Source organism: Pantoea sp. R13S299, assembly GCF_048515925.1.
In the GTDB taxonomy this organism is placed as follows: domain Bacteria; phylum Pseudomonadota; class Gammaproteobacteria; order Enterobacterales; family Enterobacteriaceae; genus Pantoea.
On record NZ_JBLYEF010000004.1, the window covers coordinates 1 to 24996 of the forward strand.

Annotated in this window: 21 protein-coding genes, 1 tRNA gene and 2 rRNA genes; 10 read left to right on the forward strand and 14 right to left on the reverse strand. The window is 54.7% G+C overall.

Annotated elements, in window-relative coordinates:
* Positions 1-3 precede the first annotated feature (3 nt).
* From rrf (ACN1CO_RS17045) to rrf (ACN1CO_RS17055), 3 genes are all read left to right on the forward strand, one after another.
* Positions 4-119: ribosomal RNA gene (gene rrf, locus ACN1CO_RS17045) — 5S ribosomal RNA — on the forward strand.
* A gap of 14 nt (positions 120-133) precedes the next feature.
* A tRNA-Thr gene (locus ACN1CO_RS17050) sits at positions 134-209 on the forward strand.
* A gap of 34 nt (positions 210-243) precedes the next feature.
* A 5S ribosomal RNA gene (gene rrf, locus ACN1CO_RS17055) occupies positions 244-359 on the forward strand.
* Between the two features lie 202 nt (positions 360-561).
* Here rrf (ACN1CO_RS17055) and ACN1CO_RS17060 read toward each other — a convergent pair.
* The 14 genes from ACN1CO_RS17060 to msrP all read right to left on the reverse strand — a co-directional run bounded on the left by ACN1CO_RS17060 (position 562) and on the right by msrP (position 13707).
* A complete protein-coding gene (locus ACN1CO_RS17060; protein WP_090966293.1) occupies positions 562-1323 on the reverse strand; it encodes an amino acid ABC transporter ATP-binding protein in 762 nt (253 codons plus the stop codon).
* 8 nt (positions 1324-1331) lie between these two features.
* A complete protein-coding gene (locus ACN1CO_RS17065; protein WP_419140005.1) occupies positions 1332-2432 on the reverse strand; it encodes an amino acid ABC transporter permease in 1101 nt (366 codons plus the stop codon).
* 15 nt (positions 2433-2447) lie between these two features.
* The gene (locus ACN1CO_RS17070) at positions 2448-3626 is read right to left on the reverse strand and encodes an amino acid ABC transporter permease (protein ID WP_419140006.1); all 1179 of its coding nucleotides are present in this window, start codon (positions 3624-3626) and stop codon (positions 2448-2450) included.
* Between the two features lie 67 nt (positions 3627-3693).
* Entirely contained in the window at positions 3694-4719 is a 1026-nt protein-coding gene (locus tag ACN1CO_RS17075) for an amino acid ABC transporter substrate-binding protein (RefSeq protein WP_419140007.1), read from the reverse strand.
* Positions 4720-5263: 544 nt separating this feature from the next.
* Positions 5264-5560 carry a DNA-binding transcriptional regulator Fis gene (gene fis / locus ACN1CO_RS17080; protein ID WP_003855228.1) on the reverse strand — a complete coding sequence of 99 codons (297 nt, stop codon included), beginning with the start codon at positions 5558-5560 and terminating at the stop codon, positions 5264-5266.
* Between the two features lie 23 nt (positions 5561-5583).
* Positions 5584-6549 carry a tRNA dihydrouridine synthase DusB gene (gene dusB / locus ACN1CO_RS17085; RefSeq protein ID WP_008925814.1) on the reverse strand — a complete coding sequence of 322 codons (966 nt, stop codon included), beginning with the start codon at positions 6547-6549 and terminating at the stop codon, positions 5584-5586.
* A gap of 366 nt (positions 6550-6915) precedes the next feature.
* The gene (gene prmA, locus ACN1CO_RS17090; RefSeq protein ID WP_419140008.1) at positions 6916-7797 is read right to left on the reverse strand and encodes a 50S ribosomal protein L11 methyltransferase; all 882 of its coding nucleotides are present in this window, start codon (positions 7795-7797) and stop codon (positions 6916-6918) included.
* A gap of 16 nt (positions 7798-7813) precedes the next feature.
* The gene (gene panF / locus ACN1CO_RS17095; protein ID WP_419140009.1) at positions 7814-9259 is read right to left on the reverse strand and encodes a sodium/pantothenate symporter; all 1446 of its coding nucleotides are present in this window, start codon (positions 9257-9259) and stop codon (positions 7814-7816) included.
* On the reverse strand, positions 9249-9491 hold the full coding sequence (locus ACN1CO_RS17100) for a YhdT family protein (protein ID WP_419140010.1): 243 nt from the start codon (positions 9489-9491) through the stop codon (positions 9249-9251). The genes panF and ACN1CO_RS17100 overlap by 11 nt, the downstream gene beginning before the upstream one ends.
* Positions 9492-9563: 72 nt before the next feature.
* Positions 9564-10913: an acetyl-CoA carboxylase biotin carboxylase subunit gene (gene accC / locus ACN1CO_RS17105; RefSeq protein ID WP_136196658.1), complete on the reverse strand. Its 1350-nt coding sequence runs from the start codon at positions 10911-10913 to the stop codon at positions 9564-9566.
* A gap of 11 nt (positions 10914-10924) precedes the next feature.
* The gene (gene accB / locus ACN1CO_RS17110) at positions 10925-11386 is read right to left on the reverse strand and encodes an acetyl-CoA carboxylase biotin carboxyl carrier protein (protein WP_419140011.1); all 462 of its coding nucleotides are present in this window, start codon (positions 11384-11386) and stop codon (positions 10925-10927) included.
* A 25-nt stretch (positions 11387-11411) separates the two neighbouring features.
* Positions 11412-11864 carry a type II 3-dehydroquinate dehydratase gene (gene aroQ / locus ACN1CO_RS17115; protein WP_419140285.1) on the reverse strand — a complete coding sequence of 151 codons (453 nt, stop codon included), beginning with the start codon at positions 11862-11864 and terminating at the stop codon, positions 11412-11414.
* Between the two features lie 232 nt (positions 11865-12096).
* Complete coding sequence (gene msrQ, locus ACN1CO_RS17120) at positions 12097-12702, reverse strand: protein-methionine-sulfoxide reductase heme-binding subunit MsrQ (RefSeq protein WP_419140012.1); 606 nt, start codon at positions 12700-12702, stop codon at positions 12097-12099.
* A complete protein-coding gene (gene msrP / locus ACN1CO_RS17125) occupies positions 12703-13707 on the reverse strand; it encodes a protein-methionine-sulfoxide reductase catalytic subunit MsrP (RefSeq protein ID WP_419140013.1) in 1005 nt (334 codons plus the stop codon).
* Between the two features lie 284 nt (positions 13708-13991).
* On the opposite strand from msrP, the gene csrD reads away from it, so the two are divergent.
* The 7 genes from csrD (at position 13992) to yhdP (ending at position 24990) form a co-directional block, all read left to right on the forward strand.
* A complete protein-coding gene (gene csrD, locus ACN1CO_RS17130; protein ID WP_419140014.1) occupies positions 13992-15941 on the forward strand; it encodes an RNase E specificity factor CsrD in 1950 nt (649 codons plus the stop codon).
* Between the two features lie 310 nt (positions 15942-16251).
* Positions 16252-17295 carry a rod shape-determining protein MreB gene (mreB, locus tag ACN1CO_RS17135; RefSeq protein ID WP_003855260.1) on the forward strand — a complete coding sequence of 348 codons (1044 nt, stop codon included), beginning with the start codon at positions 16252-16254 and terminating at the stop codon, positions 17293-17295.
* A 147-nt stretch (positions 17296-17442) separates the two neighbouring features.
* Entirely contained in the window at positions 17443-18465 is a 1023-nt protein-coding gene (gene mreC / locus ACN1CO_RS17140) for a rod shape-determining protein MreC (protein ID WP_419140015.1), read from the forward strand.
* Positions 18462-18950, forward strand: coding sequence for a rod shape-determining protein MreD (mreD, locus tag ACN1CO_RS17145; RefSeq protein WP_090966267.1), 489 nt, complete (start codon positions 18462-18464; stop codon positions 18948-18950). The genes mreC and mreD overlap by 4 nt, the downstream gene beginning before the upstream one ends.
* 8 nt (positions 18951-18958) lie before the next feature.
* Positions 18959-19552 carry a Maf family protein gene (locus ACN1CO_RS17150; protein WP_419140016.1) on the forward strand — a complete coding sequence of 198 codons (594 nt, stop codon included), beginning with the start codon at positions 18959-18961 and terminating at the stop codon, positions 19550-19552.
* A complete protein-coding gene (gene rng, locus ACN1CO_RS17155) occupies positions 19542-21011 on the forward strand; it encodes a ribonuclease G (protein ID WP_419140017.1) in 1470 nt (489 codons plus the stop codon). The genes ACN1CO_RS17150 and rng overlap by 11 nt, the downstream gene beginning before the upstream one ends.
* A 148-nt stretch (positions 21012-21159) precedes the next feature.
* Positions 21160-24990 carry an AsmA2 domain-containing protein YhdP gene (yhdP, locus tag ACN1CO_RS17160; protein ID WP_419140018.1) on the forward strand — a complete coding sequence of 1277 codons (3831 nt, stop codon included), beginning with the start codon at positions 21160-21162 and terminating at the stop codon, positions 24988-24990.
* Positions 24991-24996 lie beyond the last annotated feature (6 nt).

Sequence of the window (24996 nt, forward strand, 5' to 3'; positions counted from 1 at the left end):
TTGCCTGGCGGCTTTAGCGCGGTGGTCCCACCTGACCCCATGCCGAACTCAGAAGTGAAACGCCGTAGCGCCGATGGTAGTGTGGGGTCTCCCCATGCGAGAGTAGGGAACTGCCAGGCATCAAATTTAGTGCGCTGATATGGCTCAGTTGGTAGAGCGCACCCTTGGTAAGGGTGAGGTCCCCAGTTCGACTCTGGGTATCAGCACCAGTTAAGACACGAGTTCGGTAAATAAAAGAATTTGCCTGGCGGCTGTAGCGCGGTGGTCCCACCTGACCCCATGCCGAACTCAGAAGTGAAACGCCGTAGCGCCGATGGTAGTGTGGGGTCTCCCCATGCGAGAGTAGGGAACTGCCAGGCATCAAATAAGAGAGAGCCCTTTGCGTATGCGAAGGGCTTTTTTCGTTGTGCCAATCCGATAATCCGCACTAAGACTCCCTCATATCAGCCCGGTTTTCTGTGCCTTTATCACCGCATCGGCTCATTCAGCTGACTGAAGGTGGTTTTAAGGCCATAAAAAAACCCGGCACCAGGCCGGGTAGTAAGAAAACTGAGTCATTAATCAGTGAATAACCTGCGATAAAAAAGCCCGTGTACGTTCCGATTTAGGATTCGCAAAGAACTCCTGCGGCGGTGCAACTTCGACGATCTCACCCCGATCCATAAAGATCACCCGGTCAGCCACCGTTCTGGCAAAGCCCATCTCGTGGGTGACGCACAGCATGGTCATTCCATCCTCAGCCAGACCAATCATCGTATCCAGCACCTCTTTAACCATCTCAGGATCCAGCGCTGACGTTGGCTCATCAAACAGCATAATTTTAGGCTTCATACAGAGTGAGCGGGCGATGGCGACACGTTGCTGCTGTCCGCCAGAGAGCTGACCAGGAAACTTATGTGCATGCTCGGCGATACGCACGCGTTCCAGATAGTGCATAGCTAGCTCATCAGCTTCTTTCTTAGGGATCTTCCTCACCCAGGAAGGGGCCAGCGTACAGTTCTGCAATACGGTCAGATGCGGGAAGAGATTGAAATGCTGGAATACCATGCCGACTTCGGTACGCACGCGCTCAATGTTACGAACGTCATCGTTAAGGTGGATACCGTCAACAACAATGCGGCCCTGCTGATGCTCTTCCAGATGATTGATACAGCGGATCGTCGTCGATTTGCCGGAGCCGGAAGGTCCGCACAACACGATGCGTTCACGGGGTTTAACCTGCAGGTTGATGTCTTTCAGTACGTGGAACTGCCCGTACCATTTATTCACGTTCTCAAGGGAGATCATCAACGCGTCGGAAGAGTGTGTCATAGAGTCAGTCATGTAAAACCTCAGTGCGATGTACGCCCGGTGTGAAAGCGCTTTTCCAGATACTGGCTGTAGCGCGACATGCTAAAACAGAAGATCCAATAGACCAGTGCAGCGAAGACATAACCTTCAGTCGACATACCCAGCCAGGTCGGATCGACCGTTGCCTGCTGGACGCTGCTGAACAGATCGAAAAGACCAATGATGATGACCAGACTGGTATCTTTGAATAGTGCAATAATGGTGTTAACCAGGCCGGGGATGGTGAGCTTCAGCGCCTGTGGCAGAATTACCAGCATCTGCGTCTTCCAGTAGCCCAGCGCCAGAGACTCGGCCGCTTCATACTGACCTTTCGGCAGTGCCTGCAGGCCACCACGAACCACCTCGGCCACATAAGCGGACTGGAACAGAATGACGCCTACCAGTGCGCGCACCAGTTTATCGATGTTAGTACCTTCAGACATAAACAGCGGCAGCATCACTGATGACATGAACAGCACGGTAATCAGCGGCACGCCACGCCAGAACTCGATAAAGATAATCGACAGCGTGCGGACCACCGGCATACGTGAGCGACGGCCAAGCGCCAGCAAAATACCCAACGGCAGTGCACCGGCAATACCGACCGACGCGATAATCAGCGTCAGCGTTAATCCGCCCCACTGACGTGTTTCGACACGCTCCAGCCCCAGATACCCGCCATACAGCAGGAACCAGACAATCACCGGATAGATGACGGCCCAGGCCGCAATGTAGCGTCCACGATACGGCAGGCTCTTGAGGAACATCGGCACAATCGACAGCAGGCCAATCACCAGCGCCAGATTGATACGCCAGCGCAGCTCATGTGGATAAAGCCCATACATGAACTGGCCGAAACGCGCATGGATAAAGACCCAACAGGCACCCTCTTTGGTGCAATCGGCGCGCGTGGTGCCAATCCAGTTTGCCTGAAAGACCAGCCAGTTCAGCGCGGGCGGAATGACGTGCCAGATTACCCAGATGCAAAACAGCGTCAGTAACGTGTTAAACCAGCTGGAAAACAGATTTTTACGAGCCCAAAGCCAGGCGCGACTGACAGGAGTCGTCGGGACGGGGGGCGTTTCATGCGTAGTCACAGACATAGTTATCCCGTTCTCTTAACGCTCAACCAGCGCAATTTTGCGGTTGTAGAAGTTCATAAGCATCGATATCAGCAGGCTGATAATCAGGTAAACGCCCATCGTAATAGCAATCGTCTCTATCGCCTGACCGGTCTGATTCAGCACCGAGCCGGCAAACAACGACACCATATCGGGATAACCGATAGCGGCGGCCAGTGAGGAGTTTTTCACGATGTTCAGATACTGGCTGGTCAGCGGCGGAATAATGACGCGCATGGCCTGAGGAATAATCACCTGGCGCAGCGTAACCGGATTCGGCAGACCCAGCGATCTTGCGGCTTCATGCTGACCATAGGGCACCGACTGAATCCCGGAACGGATCACTTCGGCGATAAACGATGAGGTATAGATCGACAGTGCCAGCGTCAGTGCCGCCAGCTCCGGTATCATCACCGAGCCACCGCGGAAATTGAATCCATGCAGTTGTGGCACATCCCAGTGCATAGCTGCGCCAAACCCAAGATGCGCCAGCAAAGGAAACAGAATCAGCATCCCAATGGCAGCGGGCCAGGTGCGACGTAACTCACCAGTTTTCAGCTGGTGCTGGCGGTTAAAGCGGTACAGTCCATAGCTCACCGCCATGGCCAGAAGCACCGCGATCACAAACGGCCAGCTGCCCGGCGCATAGGTCGGCCACGGAACGTAAAGCCCGCGATTGCTGACATAGGCCAGATCGAATGCACTCAGCGCCTGACGGGGTCCCGGCAGATTGCGTAATACCGCGAAGTACCAGAAGAAGATTTGAAGCAGGGGCGGGATATTACGGAAGGTTTCGATGTAGATGTTAGATAGCTTACGCAGCAGCCAGTTATCAGAAAGGCGGGCAAGACCGACCGCGAATCCGAGAATCGACGCGAAAACAATACAGAGTGCAGAGACCAGCAGCGTGTTGGTTAATCCGACCAGAAACACGCGCGCGTAGGTATCTCCCTCTGTGTACTCAATGAGATGCTGAACGATGCCGAAACCGGCAGTGCGTTCCAGAAATCCAAACCCCGATGTAATGCCGCGATTGGCAAGGTTGATAATGGTGTTATGCACCAGATAACCCACCACACCAAGCACAGCGACGACGGCTATGAGTTGATAAATCCAGGCGCGAACCGTGGGATTACCAAATGAAAAATCCCTTTTCACGGTTGGGCGTTGTGACATGTTGAAACCTCAATACGAAAGCTGGGGTAGGGCACCGCAGAATACGGTGCCCGATTGGTGAGGTCTGTTAACGTACCGGTGGTGCGTACTGAATCCCGCCCTGGTTCCACAACGCATTCTGACCACGTGCGATCTTCAGTGCGCTGTCTTTACCGACGTTACGGTCAAAGCTTTCCTGATAGTTACCCACTTGCTTGACGATGTTGTAGGCCCACTTGTTATCCAGCTTCAGATCTTTACCAAAATCACCTTCGGCGCCCAGGAAGTGTGCCATGTCTGGATTGGTTGGTTTGGCTGTCATCTGGTCAACGTTCTTCGAGTTGATTCCCATCTCTTCCGCATTCAGCATGGCATAGAGCGACCATTTGACGATGGTGAACCAGTCATCATCGCCACGACGCACCAGCGGCCCCAGCGGCTCTTTGGAGATCACTTCTGGCAGGACGATAAACTCGTCAGGTTTGCCGAGCTTAATGCGTAGTGCGTAGAGCTGAGACTGGTCAGATGCCAGCGTATCGCAGCGGCCGCTATCCAGCGCCTTAGCGGATTCATCGGAACGGTCGAAGGTCACCGGCGTGTATTGCATTTTGTTAGCTTTGAAGAAATCCGCCACGTTAAGTTCGGTATCGGTACCCGCCTGGATACAGACAGTCGCGCCATCCAGCTCTTTTGCACTTTTCAGACCGGCTTTCTGGTGAGTCAGGAAGCCGATACCGTCGTAATAGTTCACGCCCGCAAACAGGAAGCCCATGCCGCCATCGCGCGATGAGGTCCAGGTGGTATTACGTGAAAGCACATCTACTTCGCCTGACTGCAGTGCGGTAAAACGCTCTTTCGCGGTCAGCGGGGTGTATTTCACTTTGGTCGCATCGCCAAACACAGCCGCAGCCGTCGCACGACACACATCCACATCGATACCGGTAAACTTGCCGGCAGCATCTGCATAGGAGAAGCCCGGCAGGCCGTCACTGATACCACATTGAACAAAACCTTTTTTCTTTATCGCATCCAGTGTGGTGCCTGCGTGTGCTTGCTGAGCAATGCCAACCAGCGAGGCGGCGGCGATCAGCGTAGAGAGCATCATCTTTTTCATAAAGCATCCTGTGTGGCGGGATCATGTTGTTATGTTTGCGCACTTTAATGTGCGTTTTTTCCTGTCTGTGGCGGTCAGCCATCCACGACTCTGCAAAGCTGATGCCAGGTTTGCAGAATCCTGAATTCATATGAAAGAACGGTTAATAATCGGAAGCACTTAGAAAGTTCCGCTAATATGGCGCACCAAAAGGAAGCAAAGCGAGCCGACCCGATCACATTTAGTGCAAATAGTTTCACTATATAGAAGCAGTGTGAGCGCTCGCTCAGGCAGGAATGTATGAAGAGATTGCGTTGCTATTAAATGCGCAGAAAGTCACATACCCAGCAGTGATGGGATATGCAGCGAGGCGAGAGAGAGGATAAGCACTAAGTCAAATCAGAGCGGACGAAAGCGAGAGGGCGAAATATCACCTCAGCGATTGCAACTATAGTTACCATATAGCAGGAAAGTGTTTCACTATTTTTGCCGTTACTTTGTGCGACGTTGCACAAATAAAAACGCCAGCCCGAAGGCTGGCGTAATTAACAGACAGAACTAAAAATCAGTTCATGCCGTATTTTTTCAATTTCTTACGCAGCGTACCGCGGTTGATACCCATCATCAGGGCAGCACGGGTCTGGTTGCCACGGGTATACTGCATCACCATGTCCAACAGAGGCTGCTCGACTTCAGCCAAAACCAGCTCATACAGGTCGCTCACATCCTGACCATTCAGTTGAGCAAAATAGTTCTTCAGTGCCTGTTTAACCGAATCACGCAAAGGTTTTTGAGTTACCTGATCCTGTGAGTTAACGGTAGAAACGGTCAGTACGTCAGAATTTACGCGTTGTTCGAACATAGTTCTTTCAGCTCTTTATTTCGTTACGCAAGATTTTCGAAGTATGCCTCCAACGCCTCCAGCTGTTCGCTGGCATCCTCAATGGCGTTGAATGTGCGCCGAAACTGGTCATTCGGGGCGTGCTCCTGCAGGTACCAGGAGACGTGCTTTCGCGCTATACGGTATCCCTTGCCTGAACCGTAAAAGTCGTGCAGCTCACGTATATGCGAAACAAGCAAGCGCTTGACCTCTGCCATCGGCAGCGGGGCAAGCAACTCCCCAGTGTCCAGATAATGCTGGATTTCCCGGAAGATCCACGGTCTTCCCTGAGCAGCGCGTCCTATCATCAGAGCATCGGCCCCTGTATAGTCGAGCACCGCTCTGGCTTTATGCGGGTCAGTTATGTCTCCATTCGCGATAATCGGAATGGAGACACTCTGCTTAACTGTCCGAATGCTGTCATATTCAGCTTCTCCGTTGAACAGGCAGGCACGAGTGCGACCATGTATCGTCAGAGCCTGTATACCGCAGCGTTCAGCCAATTGGGCAATCGCGACACAGTTCCTGTTTTCAGGATCCCAGCCAGTACGAATTTTCAGCGTAACCGGCACATTCACTGCATTAACCACTGCGGAGAGAATTGACTCCACCACGGTGGGATATTGCAGCAAGGCTGAACCCGCCATCTTGCGGTTAACCTTCTTGGCAGGGCATCCCATATTAATGTCGATGACCTGTGCACCAGCCTCAACATTAATGCGTGCGGCTTGCGCCATTTCACTGGGATCGCAACCGGCAATTTGCACGGCGCGAATGCCTGGCTCATCACTGTGAACCATGCGTAATCGGGATTTGTCACTAGCCCAGACTTCCGGGTTAGAAGACAACATCTCAGAAACTGCCATGCCTGCACCCATTTCGTGACACAGCGCCCTGAACGGCCTGTCGGTAATACCGGCCATCGGTGCTGCAATCAGTCGATTTCTCAGCTGGAGGTTTCCAATACGCATGAAGTCAGAATAGCCATACTGTGTCTGCAAGGCGGCGTATATTACGCATTTTTGCTGGAAGATGAAAGGCCAAACTTTGAACAATCAGCAAGAAAGATCAATGAAATCCGGGTGATGATTGTAGGTCTTGATTATTACTCTTATATATCAATGAATTAATAGTTTATGCTTAAATTGTGAACAAAAGTTTTTCCAGAAAAGTACGTCGATTCGCCAGATAAAAAACGTCACATGCCGTGATTAACGATACAAGCATCCATTTCATATCGGGAAAGCCCGCAGCTTACGCTACGGGCTGGCTTAATGTTCTGTGAAGGCACTTTGTACCGGCGAGAGCGGTATCAGAAGGGCAGACAGGCGCTAAATTCAGGATTTAATCCCGGTAATCCGGCACCACTCTTCTTTAACCGCCACCGGGTCGAGCGTGAACTCGCTGGCATACGCTTCACAGACGCTCTCTGCCTGGCTCTCTAACACACCTGAGAGGCCCAGGTGACCGCCAGACTTAGGCAGTACGCTGATCAGAGGAGCCAGTTCACGAAGCGGACCGGCCAGAATGTTAGCGACCACCACATCAGCCTGCAGATTGTCCGGTTGCTGGTGGGGCAGGTAGAGCGACAGGCGATCGGAGACACCATTGCGCTCAGCATTATCCCGGCTAGCCTGAATGGCCTGCGGATCGATATCAATGCCGATCGCCTGAGATGCGCCGAGTTTAAGCGCGGCGATCGCCAGGATCCCCGAGCCGCAGCCGAAATCGATCACCGTTTTGCCTTCCAGATCCAGCCCATCGAGCCAGGTGAGGCAGAGCGAGGTGGTGGGATGGGTGCCGGTTCCAAACGCCAGGCCCGGATCGAGCATCACGTTGACGGCATCGGGATCCGGCACATCACGCCAGCTCGGACAGATCCAGAGACGCTCACCGAAGCGCATCGGGTGGAAGTTTTCCATCCATTCGCGCTCCCAGTCTTTATCTTCGATCTGTTCGATCCGGTGACGAAAACCAGCGCCCAGCAGCGGATGCTGCTCCAGTTCGGCGGTAATAGTGGCCATGTCAGTTTCTGCATCGAACAGGCCGATGACATCGGTATCGCCCCACAGGCGAGTTTCACCTGGTAGCGGTTCATACACCGGCGTGTCGTTGGTATCCTGAAAGGTCACTGAAACCGCACCGATGTCCATCAGCGCATCGCTCAGCGTCTCCGCGTGAGCACCTGAGCTGTTAATTTTGATTTGAATCCACGGCATAACGTCTCTCTTTCCGTCAGTGTTGCGGCGCGTCGACCGCTTGCGGCGCGCGTCCAAACAGGTTGCCCACTAAAAATGCCAGCAGGCTTAAAAGCAGGGAGGGCACAATGGGGTGAAAACCCAGAATCTGCAGGTTAAGGCTCGCCATAAAAGCGTAGCAGCCTCCACCCACCACCATGCCGGTGATGGCCCCTGCGGCATTGGCGCGTTCCCAGTAAAGGCCAAGTACCAGCGGCCAGAGGAAAACCGCCTCAAGGCCGCCAAATGCCAGCAGGTTGAGCCAGATAATCATATCGGGCGGATTCCATGCCGCAATCAGCAGCAGGATACCCAGTGCGAAGGTAATGGTGCCAGATAAGAACCTAAGTCGCGTCTCATTTTCCAGCTGTTGCGGGGCGACTCGCAGATAGAGATCTTTGATTAGCGTAGCCGAAGCCTGTAACAGCTGGGCATTGATGGTCGACATGATCGCAGCCATCGGGGCCGCCAGGAACAGCCCGGCCGCTAACGGTGGCAGAACCGTAATCATCAGGGTCGGAATGACGCTATCCGGCACGGTCAGATTCGGCAGTACGGCACGGCCCAGCGCGCCGGCCAGATGCATGCCCAGCATCAGAATCACCACCACGATGGTGCCCAGAATGATGGCCCGATGAACAGCCTTGCTGTCTTTATAGGAGATGCAGCGCACTGCCGTATGCGGCAGGCCAATCACCCCAAAGCAGACCAGCACGACAAACGAACTGAGGAAGGTCGGCGTAATAATCTCGCCTGGCCCCTGGGGCGACAGCAGAGCAGGATCAATGTCATGCAGTTTCTGCACGGCGGTGCCTAATCCGCCAGCCTGATGAATCACCGCGAACAGCAGCAGAAAGGTGCCAATCAACATCACGATGCCCTGCATGGCGTCATTGAGGACGCTGGCACGGAATCCGCCGAAAGCGGTGTAGAGCGCGATAGTACCGCCAAAAATCAGCAAACCCGTGTCATACGGAATACCTGCGGCGGTTTCGAGTAGCCGCGCACCGCCAATAAACTGCACCGTCATGGCACCGATAAAGGCAATCAGCAGGCTCAGACTCGCCAGCCAGATCAGCAGCGGGCTCTGATAACGGGCATAGAGCATGTCATTCAGCGTCACCGCATTATGCTTACGCGCCAGAATGGCAAACTTTTTCCCCAGTACACCCAGCGAGAGCCAGACGGCGGGCACCTGCACCATCGCCAGCAACACCCATCCCAGCCCATATTTATACGCGGCACCGGGGCCTCCAATAAAGGAGCTGGCACTGATATAGGTAGTCGTGAGCGTCATCGCCAGCACAAACCCGCCCATGGAGCGGCTGCCAAGGAAATATTCAGTCAGGAAGCTGCCTTCACGCCTTTTACGGACGGCAAATACCGACAGGGCGGCAATCACCACCAGATAAATCAGCAACGGCAGGATAATTTCACTGTTCATTTTTATCCTCCAGCGGCATGTCGCGGAAAATGACCCGCACCATCATCCAGCACAGGAAAATAAACAACAGGGGAGCAAACAGGCAGGAGAGTTCAAACCAGCGCGGCAGGCCGGTAATACCTATGTCATTGCCACCCAGCCAGGCGGAAAGCCCCCAGGCAGCGAGCCAGAGGAGAGTGAGATAGAGCGACCAGCGCGCCTCTTTATGAGCCTGTATAAAACGAGCGTCCATGATTCAACCTTAACGCCAGCGGCAAAAGAAAAAGGCCGGATTAACCGGCCTCTGACTGACTCAGCGTTGCGATTACTTCTCGTGCAAGCCGAGTTTTTTCTCCAGATAGTGGATATTGGTTCCACCGTGCTGGAAGTTTTCGTCGGACATGATTTTCATCTGCAGTTCAACGTTGGTTTTGATACCGTCGATGATCAGTTCCGCCAGCGCATTTTTCATGCGGGCGATAGCCACATCGCGCGATTCGCCATAAGTGATCAGTTTACCAATCATGGAATCGTAATAAGGCGGCACGGTGTAGCCTGAGTAAATGTGCGACTCCCAGCGCACGCCAAAACCGCCTGGCGCGTGGAAGCGGGTAATTTTACCCGGGCTTGGCAGGAAGGTCACCGGATCTTCGGCGTTGATACGGCACTCGACCGCATGTCCGCGAATGATCACATCTTCCTGTTTGATCGACAGAGGCTGGCCCGCAGCAATGCGCAGCTGCTCTTTGATCAGGTCGACACCGGTGATCATCTCGGTCACGGGATGTTCAACCTGAATACGGGTGTTCATCTCAATGAAGTAGAACTCACCGTTTTCATACAGGAACTCAAAGGTGCCTGCGCCGCGATAGCCAATTTCAATACAGGCCTGGGAACAGCGATTGCCGATAAAGCGACGCTGCTCTTCGGTGATGCCTGGGCCTGGCGCTTCTTCGACAACTTTCTGGTGACGACGCTGCATGGAGCAGTCACGTTCGCCCAGATAGATCGCGTTGCCCTGACCGTCAGCCAGTACCTGAATCTCGATGTGGCGCGGATTCTCCAGATACTTCTCCATGTAAACCATGTCGTTGTTGAAAGCCGCTTTGGCTTCCGCTTTCGTCATGTTGATGGATTCTTCCAGATCTTTGTCGCCGCGCACTACGCGCATACCACGACCGCCGCCGCCGCCGGACGCTTTGATGATGACCGGATAACCGATGCGCTTAGCAAAGGCACGGTTTTTTTCCATATCATCAGTCAGCGAGCCGTCAGAACCCGGTACGGTCGGGACGCCTGCTTTCTTCATCGCGTTGATTGCTGAGACCTTGTCGCCCATCAGGCGAATGGTGTCTGCTTTCGGGCCGATGAAGATAAAGCCGGAGCGCTCAACCTGCTCAGCAAAATCGGCATTCTCAGAGAGGAAGCCGTAGCCCGGGTGAATCGCCACCGCGCCGGTGATCTCTGCAGCAGAGATCAGCGCCGGGATATTGAGGTAACTTTTAACTGACTGCGCCGGGCCGATGCAGACGGTTTCGTCTGCCAGCAGCACGTGCTTCAGGTCTCGATCCGCGCTTGAGTGAACCGCTACAGTCTTGATGCCCAGCTCTTTACAGGCACGCAGAATGCGCAGTGCGATCTCACCACGGTTAGCAATAACAATTTTATCCAGCATGATCTGCCCCGTTACTCGATGATAACCAGTGGCTCGTCAAATTCGACCGGCTGACCGCTTTCAACCAGGATAGCTTTAACCACGCCTGATTTGTCCGCTTCGATCTGGTTCATCATTTTCATGGCTTCGACGATGCACAATGTATCGCCGGCACTTACTTTCTGGCCGACTTCAACAAAGGCTTTCGCATCCGGGCTCGGCGTACGGTAGAAGGTGCCTACCATCGGTGAACGCACGATGTGACCGCTGATCTCAGCCGGTGCCGCTTCGGCAACCGCTGCGACAGGGGCAACAGCTGTCGCCAGAGCAGGCTGTGGAGCTGGCGCAGCGTAAGCCTGCTGCATCATCGGGTAACCTGTGTTGACAGGTGCACGGCTGATGCGAACGGACTCTTCACCTTCGGAGATTTCCAGCTCAGAAATGCCAGACTCTTCAACCAGTTCGATCAGTTTTTTAATTTTACGAATATCCATGAGTGGGGTTCCGTACTCAGTTTGATTAATTAGATTGAGACAGGCGTTTTACTGCCGTTTGTAAAGCCCATGTGTAGCCGTCAGCGCCAAGCCCACAGATCACGCCAGCAGAAACATCAGAAAGATAGGAGTGATGGCGGAAGGGCTCGCGGGCATGCACATTAGAGAGATGAACCTCGATAAACGGTATTTCTACCGCCAGCAGGGCATCACGTAGTGCAACACTGGTATGGGTAAACGCGGCAGGATTAATGACGATGTAATCCACATTGCCTTTGGCCTCATGAATGCGATCAATCAGCTGAAATTCAGCATTGGTCTGCAGGTGGCTCAATTCCACATTCAACTGGTCTGCCTGACGCGTCAAATCGTCCACGATCTGACGCAGCGTGGTATGGCCATACTTCTCAGGTTCACGTGTTCCCAACAGGTTAAGGTTGGGCCCGTTTAAAAGCAGAATATGTAATTTATGCGCCATCGTGCTGCCATCTCCCGCAATCATTGAGGCATCGCGTAAAATACCTTGCGAATCTTCGTTTGTCACCTTTCAGGATGAAAAAGAAGACCCGACGAGCAATAAAGCCGGGCATTATATCCGTTTCGTGTCATTTCGCAGCAAAATACTGGTCTTATCTGCGAAGATGATCGGATGTGGCCTGCGGGCCACATCTTTTATCAGAAAACAGCAGAAGAAAACAACGGAAGAAGCGCTAGCGGGGCCACCATTTAAGAAATTTTTTGTAACGCCACGCTAACAGTATCGCAGCAAGCAGGGCATAGATAAGTGGCTGGGGAGAAAGGATTTTCACTGACCAGATATAGTGAATCGGCACCAGGATCGCGACAAGATAGACCGCGTTATGCAGGGTTTGCCAGCGCTTACCGAGCTTACGCTGAGCGCGCTGGAACGAGGTGACCGCCAGGGCCAGTAATATCAGCCAGCTGATAATTCCCAGCGTCAGATAGGGACGGGAGATCAGCTCGCTGCCCAGCAGACGCAGGTTGTCAGCGCCCAGCTCCAGCAGGTAATAGCTCAGCAGATGAAGCGAAGCCCAGACAAACGTCCAGACGCCGAGCAGACGACGGGTGCGGATGAGAAGCGGCTGCCTGCCGTAACGTGCCAGCGGTGAGACCAGCAGCGTACCCAGCAGCAGTTTCAACGCCATACGGCCGGTAAAGTGCTGAATATCTTTTGCCGGATCCGCACTCAGGCCACCCTGCATCGCGGCCAAAATCAGATAAACCAGCGGCAACAGGGCCGCCAGATGCAGAATTACCTTGAGCCACATGATCTGTTTTATCGACAGGCGGACCACTTAGTAATTCTCCCGTAAATCCATGCCACGGTAGAGCGACGCCACCTGTTCGGCATAGCCGTTAAACAGCAGCGTTGGCTGACGTTCAACCTTAAGGCTGCCACCAGGGCCAATAAACCGCTCTGTCGCCTGCGACCAGCGTGGGTGATTGACGTGCGGATTCACATTGGCATAAAAGCCATACTCGTCGGCAGCAATCTGGTTCCAGGTGGTTGGCGGCTGTTTATCGGTCAGCGTGATTTTGACGATCGACTTAATGCCTTTGAAGCCATATTTCCACGGCACGGTCAGACGAATCGGCGCGCCATTCTGCGGCGGCAGCGCTTTACCGTAGACGCCGGTAGTCAGTATCGTCAGCGGATGCATCGCTTCATCCATACGCAGACCTTCTACATAGGGATAGTTGAGGCCACCACCAATAAAGCGATCTTTTTGTCCCGGCATCTGCTCCGGATCGTACAGCGTCTGGAAGGCGACAAAGCGCGCTTTGCTGGTGGGTTCCGCCAGCGAGAGAAGCTTATTCAGCTCAAAGCCTATCCAGGGCACCACCATCGACCAGGCTTCTACGCAGCGCATGCGATAGATCCGCTGCTCCATGGCAAACCGTTTAAAGATGTCATCCATATCCAGCGTCACGGGCTTAGCCACTTCGCCATCAATGGTCAGTTTCCAGGGCTCTGTTTTCAGCGTACCGGCATTGGCAGCCGGATCGGCCTTATCCAGTCCGAACTCATAGAAGTTGTTGTAGCCGGAGACTTTATCCGCAGGCGTTAAAGTCAGATCGGCCTGATACTGCGCCGGTTTGGTAAAGTCCAGTGCCCGGCCTGCTGGCGCAGGTGGGCGGTCGTTGCCTTTGAACCAGCTGAGAATATCGGCATTGGCTACGCCCGGCATACCCATCGCCGCAGCGCTCAGTCCCAGCGTTTTCAGCACCTGGCGGCGCTTCATATTAAAGATGCTTTCCGGCGTTACGTCGGCTTCGGTCAGGTAGGGTATGCGTTTCATTGGGCTTCTCCAGACAGGATGTCATCATCCAGCATGATGACTATCGCTGATATCAGCCAGTTTCGCCGTGAAAATGTGAAATTTCCTGGCTGACCGGTGCGATGAGAATGCACCGAAAAGTGGCGGGATCAACGTCAGCGATGATATCCCAGGGATATACTTCGGCTTCATGCGTCCGGGCACTGTCGGCAGCGGCAAATTATGCTATTTTGCTCGTGTTTTCGTCAGGCTGACGGTACAAGGTTGGGTGATCCGGTTATCACCGCAGTAATACAGGCACAGGGATGCGATTAACCACAAAATTATCTGCGTTTATTACCTTTTTAAGCTTGCTGGCAATGTCATTGATGCTGGCTGGCTGCGCATTCAGTATTTTCTGGTTCAGTCATCAGCGGGTTGAACATCGGGCGCAGGTACTGGCGACCGAGGTCGATCAGGCGATGTTTACCGAGACGCCAGCAGAGCTGCATAACTGGCTCACGCGTATGATGCCGATTATGAACGCTGAGCAGATTTCCCTTCACAACGGCAAGCAAACTTTTCTCACCCTCTCCCGACACGAAAATCAGATGCTGGAAGACGAGCCCAATCGTTTTCTCCAGGTCGATGTGCCTTTGATGCATCAGACCGGTTTGCAACTGCGGGTCGTTACCCTTGATCCTGCCAAAACCTGGCTGCGCTCCATCACCGGAGCCTACACGCTGGGCATCCTGTTTACCGTTATGCTGGTGATGAGTCTGGTGCTGCTGATGATGCATCGCTGGCTCAGCCGTCAGTGGCGCGGCATGGAGCACCTTGAGGTGCGGGCTGAAGCGATTATCAGTGGTGAGCGCGGAGTCGTGCCGAAACGGGGTGTGGATGAGTGGCCACCCAGGGCGAGCCGCGCGATGGATGTGTTGCTGGAGGATTTGCAGGAAGCGGGCGAACAGCGTCTGCGTATCGACACCCTGATCCGTACCTTTGCTGCGCAGGATGGCCGCACCGGCCTCAATAACCGGCTCTTCTTTGATAACCAGCTCGCCACCCTGCTGGAGGATCAGGAGGATGTCGGCACTCACGGTGTAGTGATGATGGTGCGCCTGCCTGATCTGGACACGCTGAAAGATTCGCTGGAGCCGGGGCTGGTGGAGGAATACCTGTTTAATTTCGTCAACATGCTCTCCACCTTTGTACTGCGCTATCCCGGCGCCTTGCTGGCACGCTACTTCCGCAGCGATTTTGCCGTGTTACTGCCGCATCGCAGCCTCAAAGAGGCAAACAGCATTGCCGATCAGCTGATTAATGCCGTCGATTCTCTGCCGCCGATGCGCATGGTGAATCGCGATGATCTGATCCATATCGGTATCAGTGCCTGGCACAGCGGACAGACCGTGCCGCAGGTGATGGAAAATGCCGAAATGGCCACGCGACGTGCGGCACTATTAGGCGGCAACAACTGGACCAATGGTGCCGGAAATCCTCAGGATGCCGGACGTGGAAGCGTGCGCTGGCGAACCCTGCTGGAGAACACGCTCAGCAGAGGCGGCCCACGGCTTTACCATAAACCCACCGTCAATATTGAGGGTAAGGTACAGCATCGGGTGATGCTGACCCGCATCTTCGATGGCGACAAAGAGGTACTGGCCGCGGAATATATGCCGCTGGTTCAGCAACTCGGTATGGCGGATGCCTGGGACCGCCAGCTAATGACCCGCATTGCCGCACTCTCTGAACTCTGGCCGGAAGAGACACTGGTGATTCCGGTGACGATAAACTCGCTCCTGCACCGTTCATTTGTACTCTGGCTGCAAAATATGCTGCTGCAGTGCCCTAAATCACAAAGAAAACGATTTTTATTTGAACTTGCCGAGGCAGATGTTTGTCAACACATCAACCGTTTAGCGCCCGTATTCCGCGCACTCAAAGCGTTTGGCTGTCGGGTTGCGGTAAATCAGGCGGGTCTGACTGTGGTCAGCAGCGCCTATATACGACAATTACCGCTGGAGCTGATCAAGCTTGATGCCGGTCTGGTGCGCAACATAGAGCGTCGGACCGAAAATCAGCTGTTCGTGCAGAGTCTGCTGGAAGTCTGTAAGTGCACAGGCATTCAGGTATTTGCTACCGGGGTCCGTACAAAAGCGGAGTGGCAGACGTTAGTCGCGCTGGGTGTCGCAGGCGGGCAGGGTGATTTTTTTGCCCCTTCGCTTCCGGTTAACAGTAACGTGAAGAAGTATTCACAACGTTACCGTATTTAATGAATTGCCGTCGGACTGACGAAAATTTGCGGTTTTTTTTAATGTTTAGCCGCATCTGAACCACTAAGTCTGCTGTCGGAAATGTTAGATTTTATGTCGGGCTGGGCGAAGGGAAATCGCATGAAATGCAGTGCTGATGGCGTCTGGTCGCCATTCAGCCGTTGCGGATCGCCGGTTCAGATGACTTAAACGCAATCAGGCGTCTTTTTTCACCGAAGCAGAACGTTTTTGCGCCTTGTGGCAGCTTCGTGTGGTTGGTAAAGTAAGCGGATTTTATTTTCCGCCCCCAGCTTGCAGGATTATCCCTTAGATGTTTAAAAAATTTCGTGGCATGTTTTCCAACGACTTGTCCATTGACCTGGGTACCGCGAATACCCTGATTTACGTAAAAGGACAGGGCATCGTGCTGAACGAGCCTTCCGTGGTCGCTATTCGTCAGGACCGTGCCGGTTCGCCGAAAAGCGTCGCGGCCGTGGGTCATGACGCCAAACAGATGCTCGGCCGTACGCCAGGCAACATTGCAGCTATCCGTCCGATGAAAGATGGCGTTATCGCTGACTTCTTCGTGACCGAAAAGATGCTGCAGCACTTCATTAAGCAGGTTCACAGCAACAGCTTTATGCGTCCCAGCCCACGTGTGCTGGTCTGCGTACCCGTTGGGGCCACGCAGGTAGAACGCCGTGCGATTCGTGAATCCGCTCAGGGCGCAGGCGCGCGTGAAGTCTTCCTGATTGAAGAGCCGATGGCTGCCGCTATTGGTGCAGGTCTGCCTGTTTCTGAAGCGACCGGTTCCATGGTCGTCGATATCGGTGGCGGTACGACAGAAGTGGCCGTGATCTCCCTTAACGGTGTGGTCTACTCTTCCTCCGTACGTATCGGTGGCGATCGCTTCGATGAAGCTATTATTAATTATGTGCGTCGTAACTACGGTTCACTGATCGGTGAAGCGACCGCAGAACGTATCAAGCATGAGATCGGTTCAGCCTATCCGGGTGACGAAGTCCGTGAAATTGAAGTCCGTGGCCGTAACCTGGCAGAAGGTGTACCGCGTGGCTTCACGCTGAACTCCAACGAAATTCTGGAAGCGCTGCAGGAGCCGTTAACCGGCATCGTTAGCGCGGTGATGGTTGCTCTTGAGCAGTGTCCGCCAGAGCTGGCTTCTGATATCTCAGAACGCGGCATGGTGCTGACCGGTGGCGGTGCGTTACTGCGCAACCTGGATCGCCTGCTGATGGAAGAGACAGGTATTCCTGTTGTGGTTGCTGAAGATCCGCTGACCTGTGTGGCTCGCGGTGGCGGCAAGGCGCTGGAAATGATCGACATGCATGGCGGCGATTTGTTCAGCGAAGAATAATTGCCTCAACCGGCTGAGAACGCAATGATCATGCGAGGGAGTGGCATGTGAACCGGCGATATCTGTGCCGGTACAGTGCGTTCAGCCCAGGGAAGCACGGTGTTTGCCGTCGCTTCCTCTCCTGTTGTCGAGGATCACGCAGATTATATGAAGCCGATTTTTAGCAGGGGGCCTTCCCTGCAGTTGCGTCTTTTTCTGGCGGTAATTGTGGCGATTGCCATCATCATTGCCGACAGCCGTGTGGGTTCTTTTACCCAAATACGCAACTATCTGGATACGTCGGTCAGTCCGTTTTACTTCCTGGCCAATGGGCCACGTCAGCTGCTGGATGGCGTGTCTGAGTCGCTGGCGTCGCGTCAGCAACTGGAGCAGGAAAACAAAGCGTTACGTCGTGAACTCTTCCTGAAAAACAGTAACCTGCTAATGCTGGGGCAATATAAGCAGGAAAACGCACGTCTGCGTGAACTGCTGGGTTCACCGCTGCGTCAGGATGAGCAAAAGATGGTGACACAGGTGATCTCCACCGGCACCGATCCTTATACCGACCAGGTTGTGATCGACAAAGGCAGCGTTAACGGTGTCTATGAAGGTCAGCCGGTTATCAGTGATAAAGGTGTGGTGGGTCAGGTCATCGCCGTTGGACAACTCACCAGCCGCGTGCTGCTGATCTGCGATGCGTCCCATGCTCTGCCGATTCAGGTGCTGCGTAATGACATTCGTGTGATTGCCGCCGGTAACGGCTGTACCGAAGATCTCCAGCTTGAACATCTGCCGGGTAATACGGACATTCGTGTCGGTGATGTGCTGGTGACCTCTGGTATTGGTGGCCGTTTCCCTGAAGGCTATCCGGTGGGCGTGGTCTCCTCTGTGAAAGTGGATACCCAGCGTGCTTACACAGTGATCCAGGCGCATCCGACCGCCGGTCTGCAGCGTCTGCGTTACCTGCTGCTGCTGTGGGGTGCCGATCGTAATGGCGATATGCCACTGCCGCAGGATGAAGTCCACCGCGTCGCGAACGAGCGTCTGATGCAGATGATGCCGCAGGTTTTACCGCCTGCCGGTGAAATGGGTCCGCCAGCGCCAGCCACTCAGATGGGACCGCCTGCACCGTCAGCCAGTAGCAGTAGCGGACAGAGCAGCACCTCGCGTTCACGCGGGGGCCAGCCTTGAGTCGATATCGTAGCCAGGGACGTTGGGTCATCTGGCTCTCTTTCCTGGTTGCGTTAGTCCTGCAGATCATGCCCTGGCCGGAAGAGATTTATATGTTCCGGCCCTCATGGCTGCTGCTGATCCTCATCTATTGGGTGCTCGCACTGCCGCATCGGGTGAATGTCGGTACCGGATTCGTGCTGGGTGCCATCATGGATCTAATCGCCGGATCCACGCTAGGCGTGCGTGCGCTGGCGCTCAGTATCATTGCCTACCTGATTGCCTTTAAGTTCCAGTTATTCCGCAACTTAGCGTTGTGGCAGCAAGCGTTAATGGTTATGGTGCTGTCACTGGCGATGGATGTGATTGTCTTCTGGGCAGAATTCCTGGTAATCAACGTTTCATTCCGACCTGAAATTTTCTGGAGCAGTGTCGTCGACGGTATTCTCTGGCCCTGGCTATTCTTATTAATGAGAAAAATTCGTCGTCAGTTCGCTGTTCAATAAGGAAATTTATGGTAACCCTCTATCTTGCTTCCGGTTCACCGCGTCGTCGTGAGCTGTTAACTCAACTTGGCCTGACCTTTGAGCGCATCGTGACTGACGTTGAAGAGCAACGTCAGCCGAATGAAGCGGCGGAGATCTATGTCCGCCGTCTGGCGAATGACAAAGCGCAGGCGGGTGTCAGGCTGGTCGGGCAGGATCTGCCGGTGCTGGGCGCGGATACCATTGTGGTGCTGAATGGCGAAGTGCTGGAAAAACCGCGCGATGCCGCCCACGCCCACGCGATGCTGCGTAAACTCTCCGGTCATACGCATCAGGTGATGACGGCGGTGGCGCTGGCCGACAGCCAGCAGGCGCTGGATTGCGTCGTGACCACTGATGTGACATTCCGCACCTTAACTGAGAGCGACATCGACGACTATATCGCTACCGGCGAACCGATGGATAAAGCGGGTGCATACGGTATTCAGGGCAGGGGAGGAAACTTTGTCCGCAAAATTAATGGAAGCTACCATGCAGTGGTCGGATTACCTCTGGTTGAGACAGCGGAGCTGCTCAGCCATTTCCAGTCACTGCGTGCTGTAAGAGGTCAACATGACGGCTGAATTACTGGTTAACGTCACGCCTTCTGAAACCCGTGTTGCCTATATCGACGGCGGCATCCTTCAGGAAATACATATCGAGCGTGAAGCGCGGCGCGGCATTGTTGGCAATATTTACAAAGGACGGGTAAGCCGTGTTCTGCCCGGCATGCAGGCTGCCTTCGTCGATATCGGCCTGGAAAAAGCGGCCTTTCTGCACGCCTCTGACATCATGCCGCATACTGAATGTGTGGCGGGTGATGAAAAGAAAAACTTCATCGTACGCGATATCGCTGAGCTGGTGCGTCAGGGACAGGATCTGGTGGTTCAGGTTGTTAAGGATCCGCTGGGCACCAAAGGCGCCCGGCTGACTACGGACATTACCCTGCCTTCACGTTATCTGGTCTTTATGCCGGGCGCATCGCATGTTGGTGTCTCGCAGCGCATTGAGAGTGAGAAAGAGCGCGATCGGCTTAAAGCGGTGGTGGCTGACTACTGCGACGACCTCGGCGGCTTTATTATCCGCACCGCCGCAGAAGGGATCGGAGAAGAGGAACTGGCGCAGGATGCCGCTTTTCTCAAACGTCTCTGGACCAAAGTCAGCGAGCGTAAAAAGCGCAACCAGACCCGCTGCCTGCTCTACGGCGAGCTGGCGCTGGCCCAGCGTATTCTGCGTGATTTTGCGGGTGCCGCGCTGGATCGCATCCGGGTCGACTCGCGTCTGACCTGCGACATGCTGGTGGAATTTACCGGTGAATACATCCCGGAAATGGCCGGTAAGCTGGAGCTCTACAACGGCAAACAGCCTATTTTCGACCTGTTTGACGTCGAAAATGAGATTCAGCGCTCGCTGGATCGTAAAGTTGAACTAAAGTCAGGCGGATATCTGATCATCGATCAGACCGAAGCGATGACCACCATCGATATCAACACCGGTGCATTTGTCGGCCATCGTAATCTGGAAGAGACGATCTTTAATACCAATGTTGAGGCCACTCAGGCGATCGCGCGTCAGCTGCGACTGCGTAATCTGGGGGGCATCATCATTATCGACTTCATCGACATGAGCAATGAAGATCATCGGCGTCGCGTGCTGCATTCGCTGGAAAGTGCGCTCAGTAAAGATCGGGTCAAAACCGGTATCAATGGCTTCTCGGCCCTGGGTCTGGTGGAGATGACGCGTAAGCGGACCCGTGAAAGTATTGAGCATGTCCTGTGCCAGGACTGCCCGGTCTGCAAAGGGCGCGGCACGCTGAAAACGGTTGAAACGGTTTGCTATGAAATCATGCGTGAGATTGTCCGGGTTCACCATGCCTATGATTCTGACCGTTTTCTGGTCTATGTTTCACCGACGGTCGGCGAGGCGTTAAAAACCGACGAGTCTCATGCACTGGCTGAAGTGGAAATCTTTGTCGGCAAGCAGGTTAAAGTTCATGTCGAAGCGCTCTACACTCAGGAGCAGTTCGACGTGGTGATGATGTAACGCCAGCCCGTGACCGGTTTCTTCGGATATCGGGCTGAAAAATCGCCCTTGTTTGGGATAAAATGCGCGTTTTTAACGCTTTTATCTGGAGACGGTCGGGTATGAGAACCAACTATCCGTCGTTTACGGAACACAAGGAGAGGCGTGAGTGAGGCAGTTGCCGAAGATTATGTTACTGCTGGTCGCGGCAATCATCGTGATTGTCGCGCTGCTGGTCAGCGGATTGCGTCTGGTGATGCCGCATCTCGACAGCTATCGCAGCAACCTTCTTCAATTCATCTCCGATCGAAGCGGAGTGCCGGTTAACGCCAGCCAGTTAGAGGGCAAATGGGAGAACTTTGGCCCAACTCTGCAGGTTCGCGATCTCAGCGTCGATCTGCATGAGAACGGCAAGCTCACCATCAATCGCATCAATCTGGCGCTCGACGTCTGGCAATCCCTGCTGCACTGGCGCTGGCAGTTCCGCGACCTGACCTTCTGGCAGCTGCATCTCGACACCAATCGTCCCCTGCTCGACAACGACAAAGAGAAAAACAGCTTCCGTCCGGCGCAGATTAACGAACTCTTCCTGCGGCAGTTTGACCACTTCGACCTGCGTGACAGCACCATCCGTTTCCGCACCCCATCCGGCCAGCATGCTGAGCTGGCGATCCCGCGACTTACCTGGGTCAATGAAAATAATCGCCACCGGGCCGAAGGCGAAGTCAGTCTGTCGAGCTTTACCGGCCAGCACGGCGTAGTACAGGTTCGACTCGATCTCAACGACAGTAACGGTTTACTCAATGATGGCCGCATCTGGATGCAGGCCGACGACGTCGATATGCGTCCGTGGCTGGGCCGCTGGGTGCGCGACAATACCCGTCTGGACAGCGCCCGCTTCAGCCTGGCAGCCTGGGTCAACCTGCGTGATGGCGACATCTATGCCGGTGATCTGCTGCTGCGCAAGGGCGGAGCCAGCTGGCAGGGCGAGACCGGACGACACCGCATCGAGGTCGATGGGCTGACCGCGCACCTCTCACGTTTCCAGAATGGCTGGGTGGTCAATGTGCCACAGACCCGGCTCAGCACCGACGGCGAGTCCTGGCCCGCCGGTCACTTCTCGCTGTTATGGCGTCCTGAAGATAAGCAGATGCTGGGGCCGGATGGTCAGCCGGAAGTGCGGGTTCGCGCCACACAACTGGTGCTGAGTCATATTGCGCCGATCGTTCCGCTGTTTGCGCCACTCTCTCCGGCGCTATTTGAAAACTGGCAGACGCTGCAGCCACAGGGCACCATCGATGGCCTGGCGCTGGATATTCCGTTACAGCAGCCTGAAAAAACCCGTGTACAGGTGAAGTGGCGTGATTTCAGCTGGCAGCACTGGAAATTGTTGCCGGGCATCAGCCACTTAAGCGGTGAAGCGCGCGGTAGCCTGAGCAATGGTCAGGTCAGTGTGGATATGGGGGCGGCGACCGTTCCCTATGGCGATATGTTCCAGGCTCCGTTAGAAATTAAGCGGGTGACCGGTGCACTGCGCTGGCTTAAAGATGAACATGGCCTGACGCTGGCGGGTGAAAATCTTGACCTGGAAGCGCGTTCGCTCTGGGCGCGCGGCGACTTCAGCTACCAGCAGAATAGCGGCGGTGAGCCACGTCTGGATATTCTGGCGGGTATCCGGCTTACCGATGCGGGCGATGCCTGGCGCTACTTCCCGGTGCCGCTGATGGGTAACAGTCTGACGCACTATCTGAGTGGGGCAGTGAAGGGCGGCAAGGTGGACAACGCCACGCTGCTGTTTGCCGGTAACCCGGCGCTGTTCCCGTTCAAGCACAATGATGGCATGTTCCAGGTCTGGGTGCCTCTTCGCCAGGCGACCTATGAGTTTCAGCCCAAATGGCCGGCGCTGAGCAATCTCGACATCGACCTCAACTTCCTGAACGACGGTCTGTGGATGAAAGCGCCAGTGGCCCGACTCGGCGAGGTGGACGCGCGTAACGTCACGGCGGTGATCCCGGACTACCTGAAAGAAAAACTGATTATCGATGGCGATATCAGTGGTGAAGGCCAGCAGATCGCTGACTATTTCGACCAGTCGCCGCTGAAACCTTCACTGGGTGCCGCGCTGGAGCAGTTGCAAATCAAAGGCCGCGTCGGCGGTCATCTGAATCTGGATATTCCGCTGGATGGCCAGCAGGTACATGCCCGCGGCAATGTCGACCTGAATAATAATTCGCTGTTTATCAAGCCGTTAAAAACCACGATCAACAACCTCTCAGGCCGCTTCCGTTACGACAACGGCAATCTGGCCAGTGAGGATCTGCGGGCGAACTGGTTCGGTCAGCCGATGGGCGTCCGTTTCAGCACCAAAGAGAATCCGGACGACTTTGGCGTGAACGTCAAACTTCAGGGCGACTGGCAACCCGCGAAAATCAGCGAGATCCCGGCAGCCGTCAGCAAACAGTTGGGCGGGCATTTCCCCTGGCAGGGCGACGTTAATATCACGCTGCCCCATCATGGCGGGGCGCGGTATGACGTGCTGCTGAACGGTAATGCCAAAGGAGTAAGTAGTCACTTACCTTCGCCGCTCGACAAGAAAGCCGGTGAGGCGATGCCAGTTGCCATTCAGGCCAGCGGCGACCTTAGCCATTTCGATCTCAGCGGCAGCGTCGATGCAAACCATCGCTTTAACAGCCGCTGGTTGCTGGAGCCGACGCTGCGTGTTGACCGCGGCATCTGGCTGAATGATGCCCGGAAAACGCCTGCGCTGCCCGATCATCCCGGCATGGTGCTGAACCTGCCTGCGCTGGATGGCGAGGCCTGGGTAGCGATGATGGCTGCCGGCGGTTCTGCAGGTGCGGGTGCGACCGGCGGGGGCGGTGACTTCAAGACGGGTGGCGTCACGCTGCCGGGTAACATGACTCTGCGCAGCCCGGCGGTCACGCTGGCGGGGCAGCAATGGCATGAAGTTGAAGCGACACTGACTCAGAGTTCAGGCGGCAATGGCCAGGTCAGCGTCAATGCGAAAGAGCTACGTGGTGCGCTGACAATGGCGCCCAAAGCACCGTGGCAGGTGAACCTGGATTACCTCTACTACAATCCGCAGTGGGATAACGATGCAGGTAAAGGCGGCAAAGCGCCTCCTCAGCAAGCTACAAACATTAACTTCAGCCAGTGGCCTGCCCTGCAGTTGCGCTGCAAAGAGTGCTGGGTACTGGGTCAGAAATATGGTCAGGTATCCGCGATGCTGCAACCTAAAGGAGATACGTTAGCGCTTACTAACGGGAAAGTGGATACCGGCAGTTCGCAGCTGAAAATCAATGGTGAGTGGGTCAATCGGCCGGAAGACCAGCGCACCTCGCTGAAGGGCACGCTCAAGGGTCCGAATATTAATAACGCGACCAACTGGTTTGGCGTCAACACGCCGCTGCGCGATTCGCCATTTGATATTACTTACGACCTGCACTGGCGTTCAGCGCCCTGGCAGCCCTCGGCTGAGACGCTGAGTGGCACACTTAAGACCCACTTTGGCAAAGGCCAGATCGCGGATGTCAATACCGGCACGGCCGGGAAAATCCTGCGGCTGGTAAGCTTTGATGCGCTGCTGCGCAAACTGCGCTTCGACTTTAGCGACACCTTCACCAACTCGTTCTATTTCGATTCGATTAACGGCACGGCCTGGATCGAAAACGGCATGATGCGCACCGACAACCTGCTGGTAGATGGGCTGGAAGCGGACATTGCGATGCAGGGCAATCTCGACCTGGTGAAGCGTCAGATCGACATGGAAGCGGTGGTTGCCCCTGAAATATCCGCCTCGGTCGGTGTGGCAACCGCCTTCGCCATTAATCCGGTGATTGGCGCGGCGGTGTTTGCCGCCAGTAAAGTTCTGGGACCGCTGTGGAACAAGATATCGCTGCTGCGTTATCACATCAGTGGCCCGCTGGATAAACCGGAAATCAATGAAGTGCTGCGTAAACCGCGTGAAACAGACAACAAGTGAATTTGA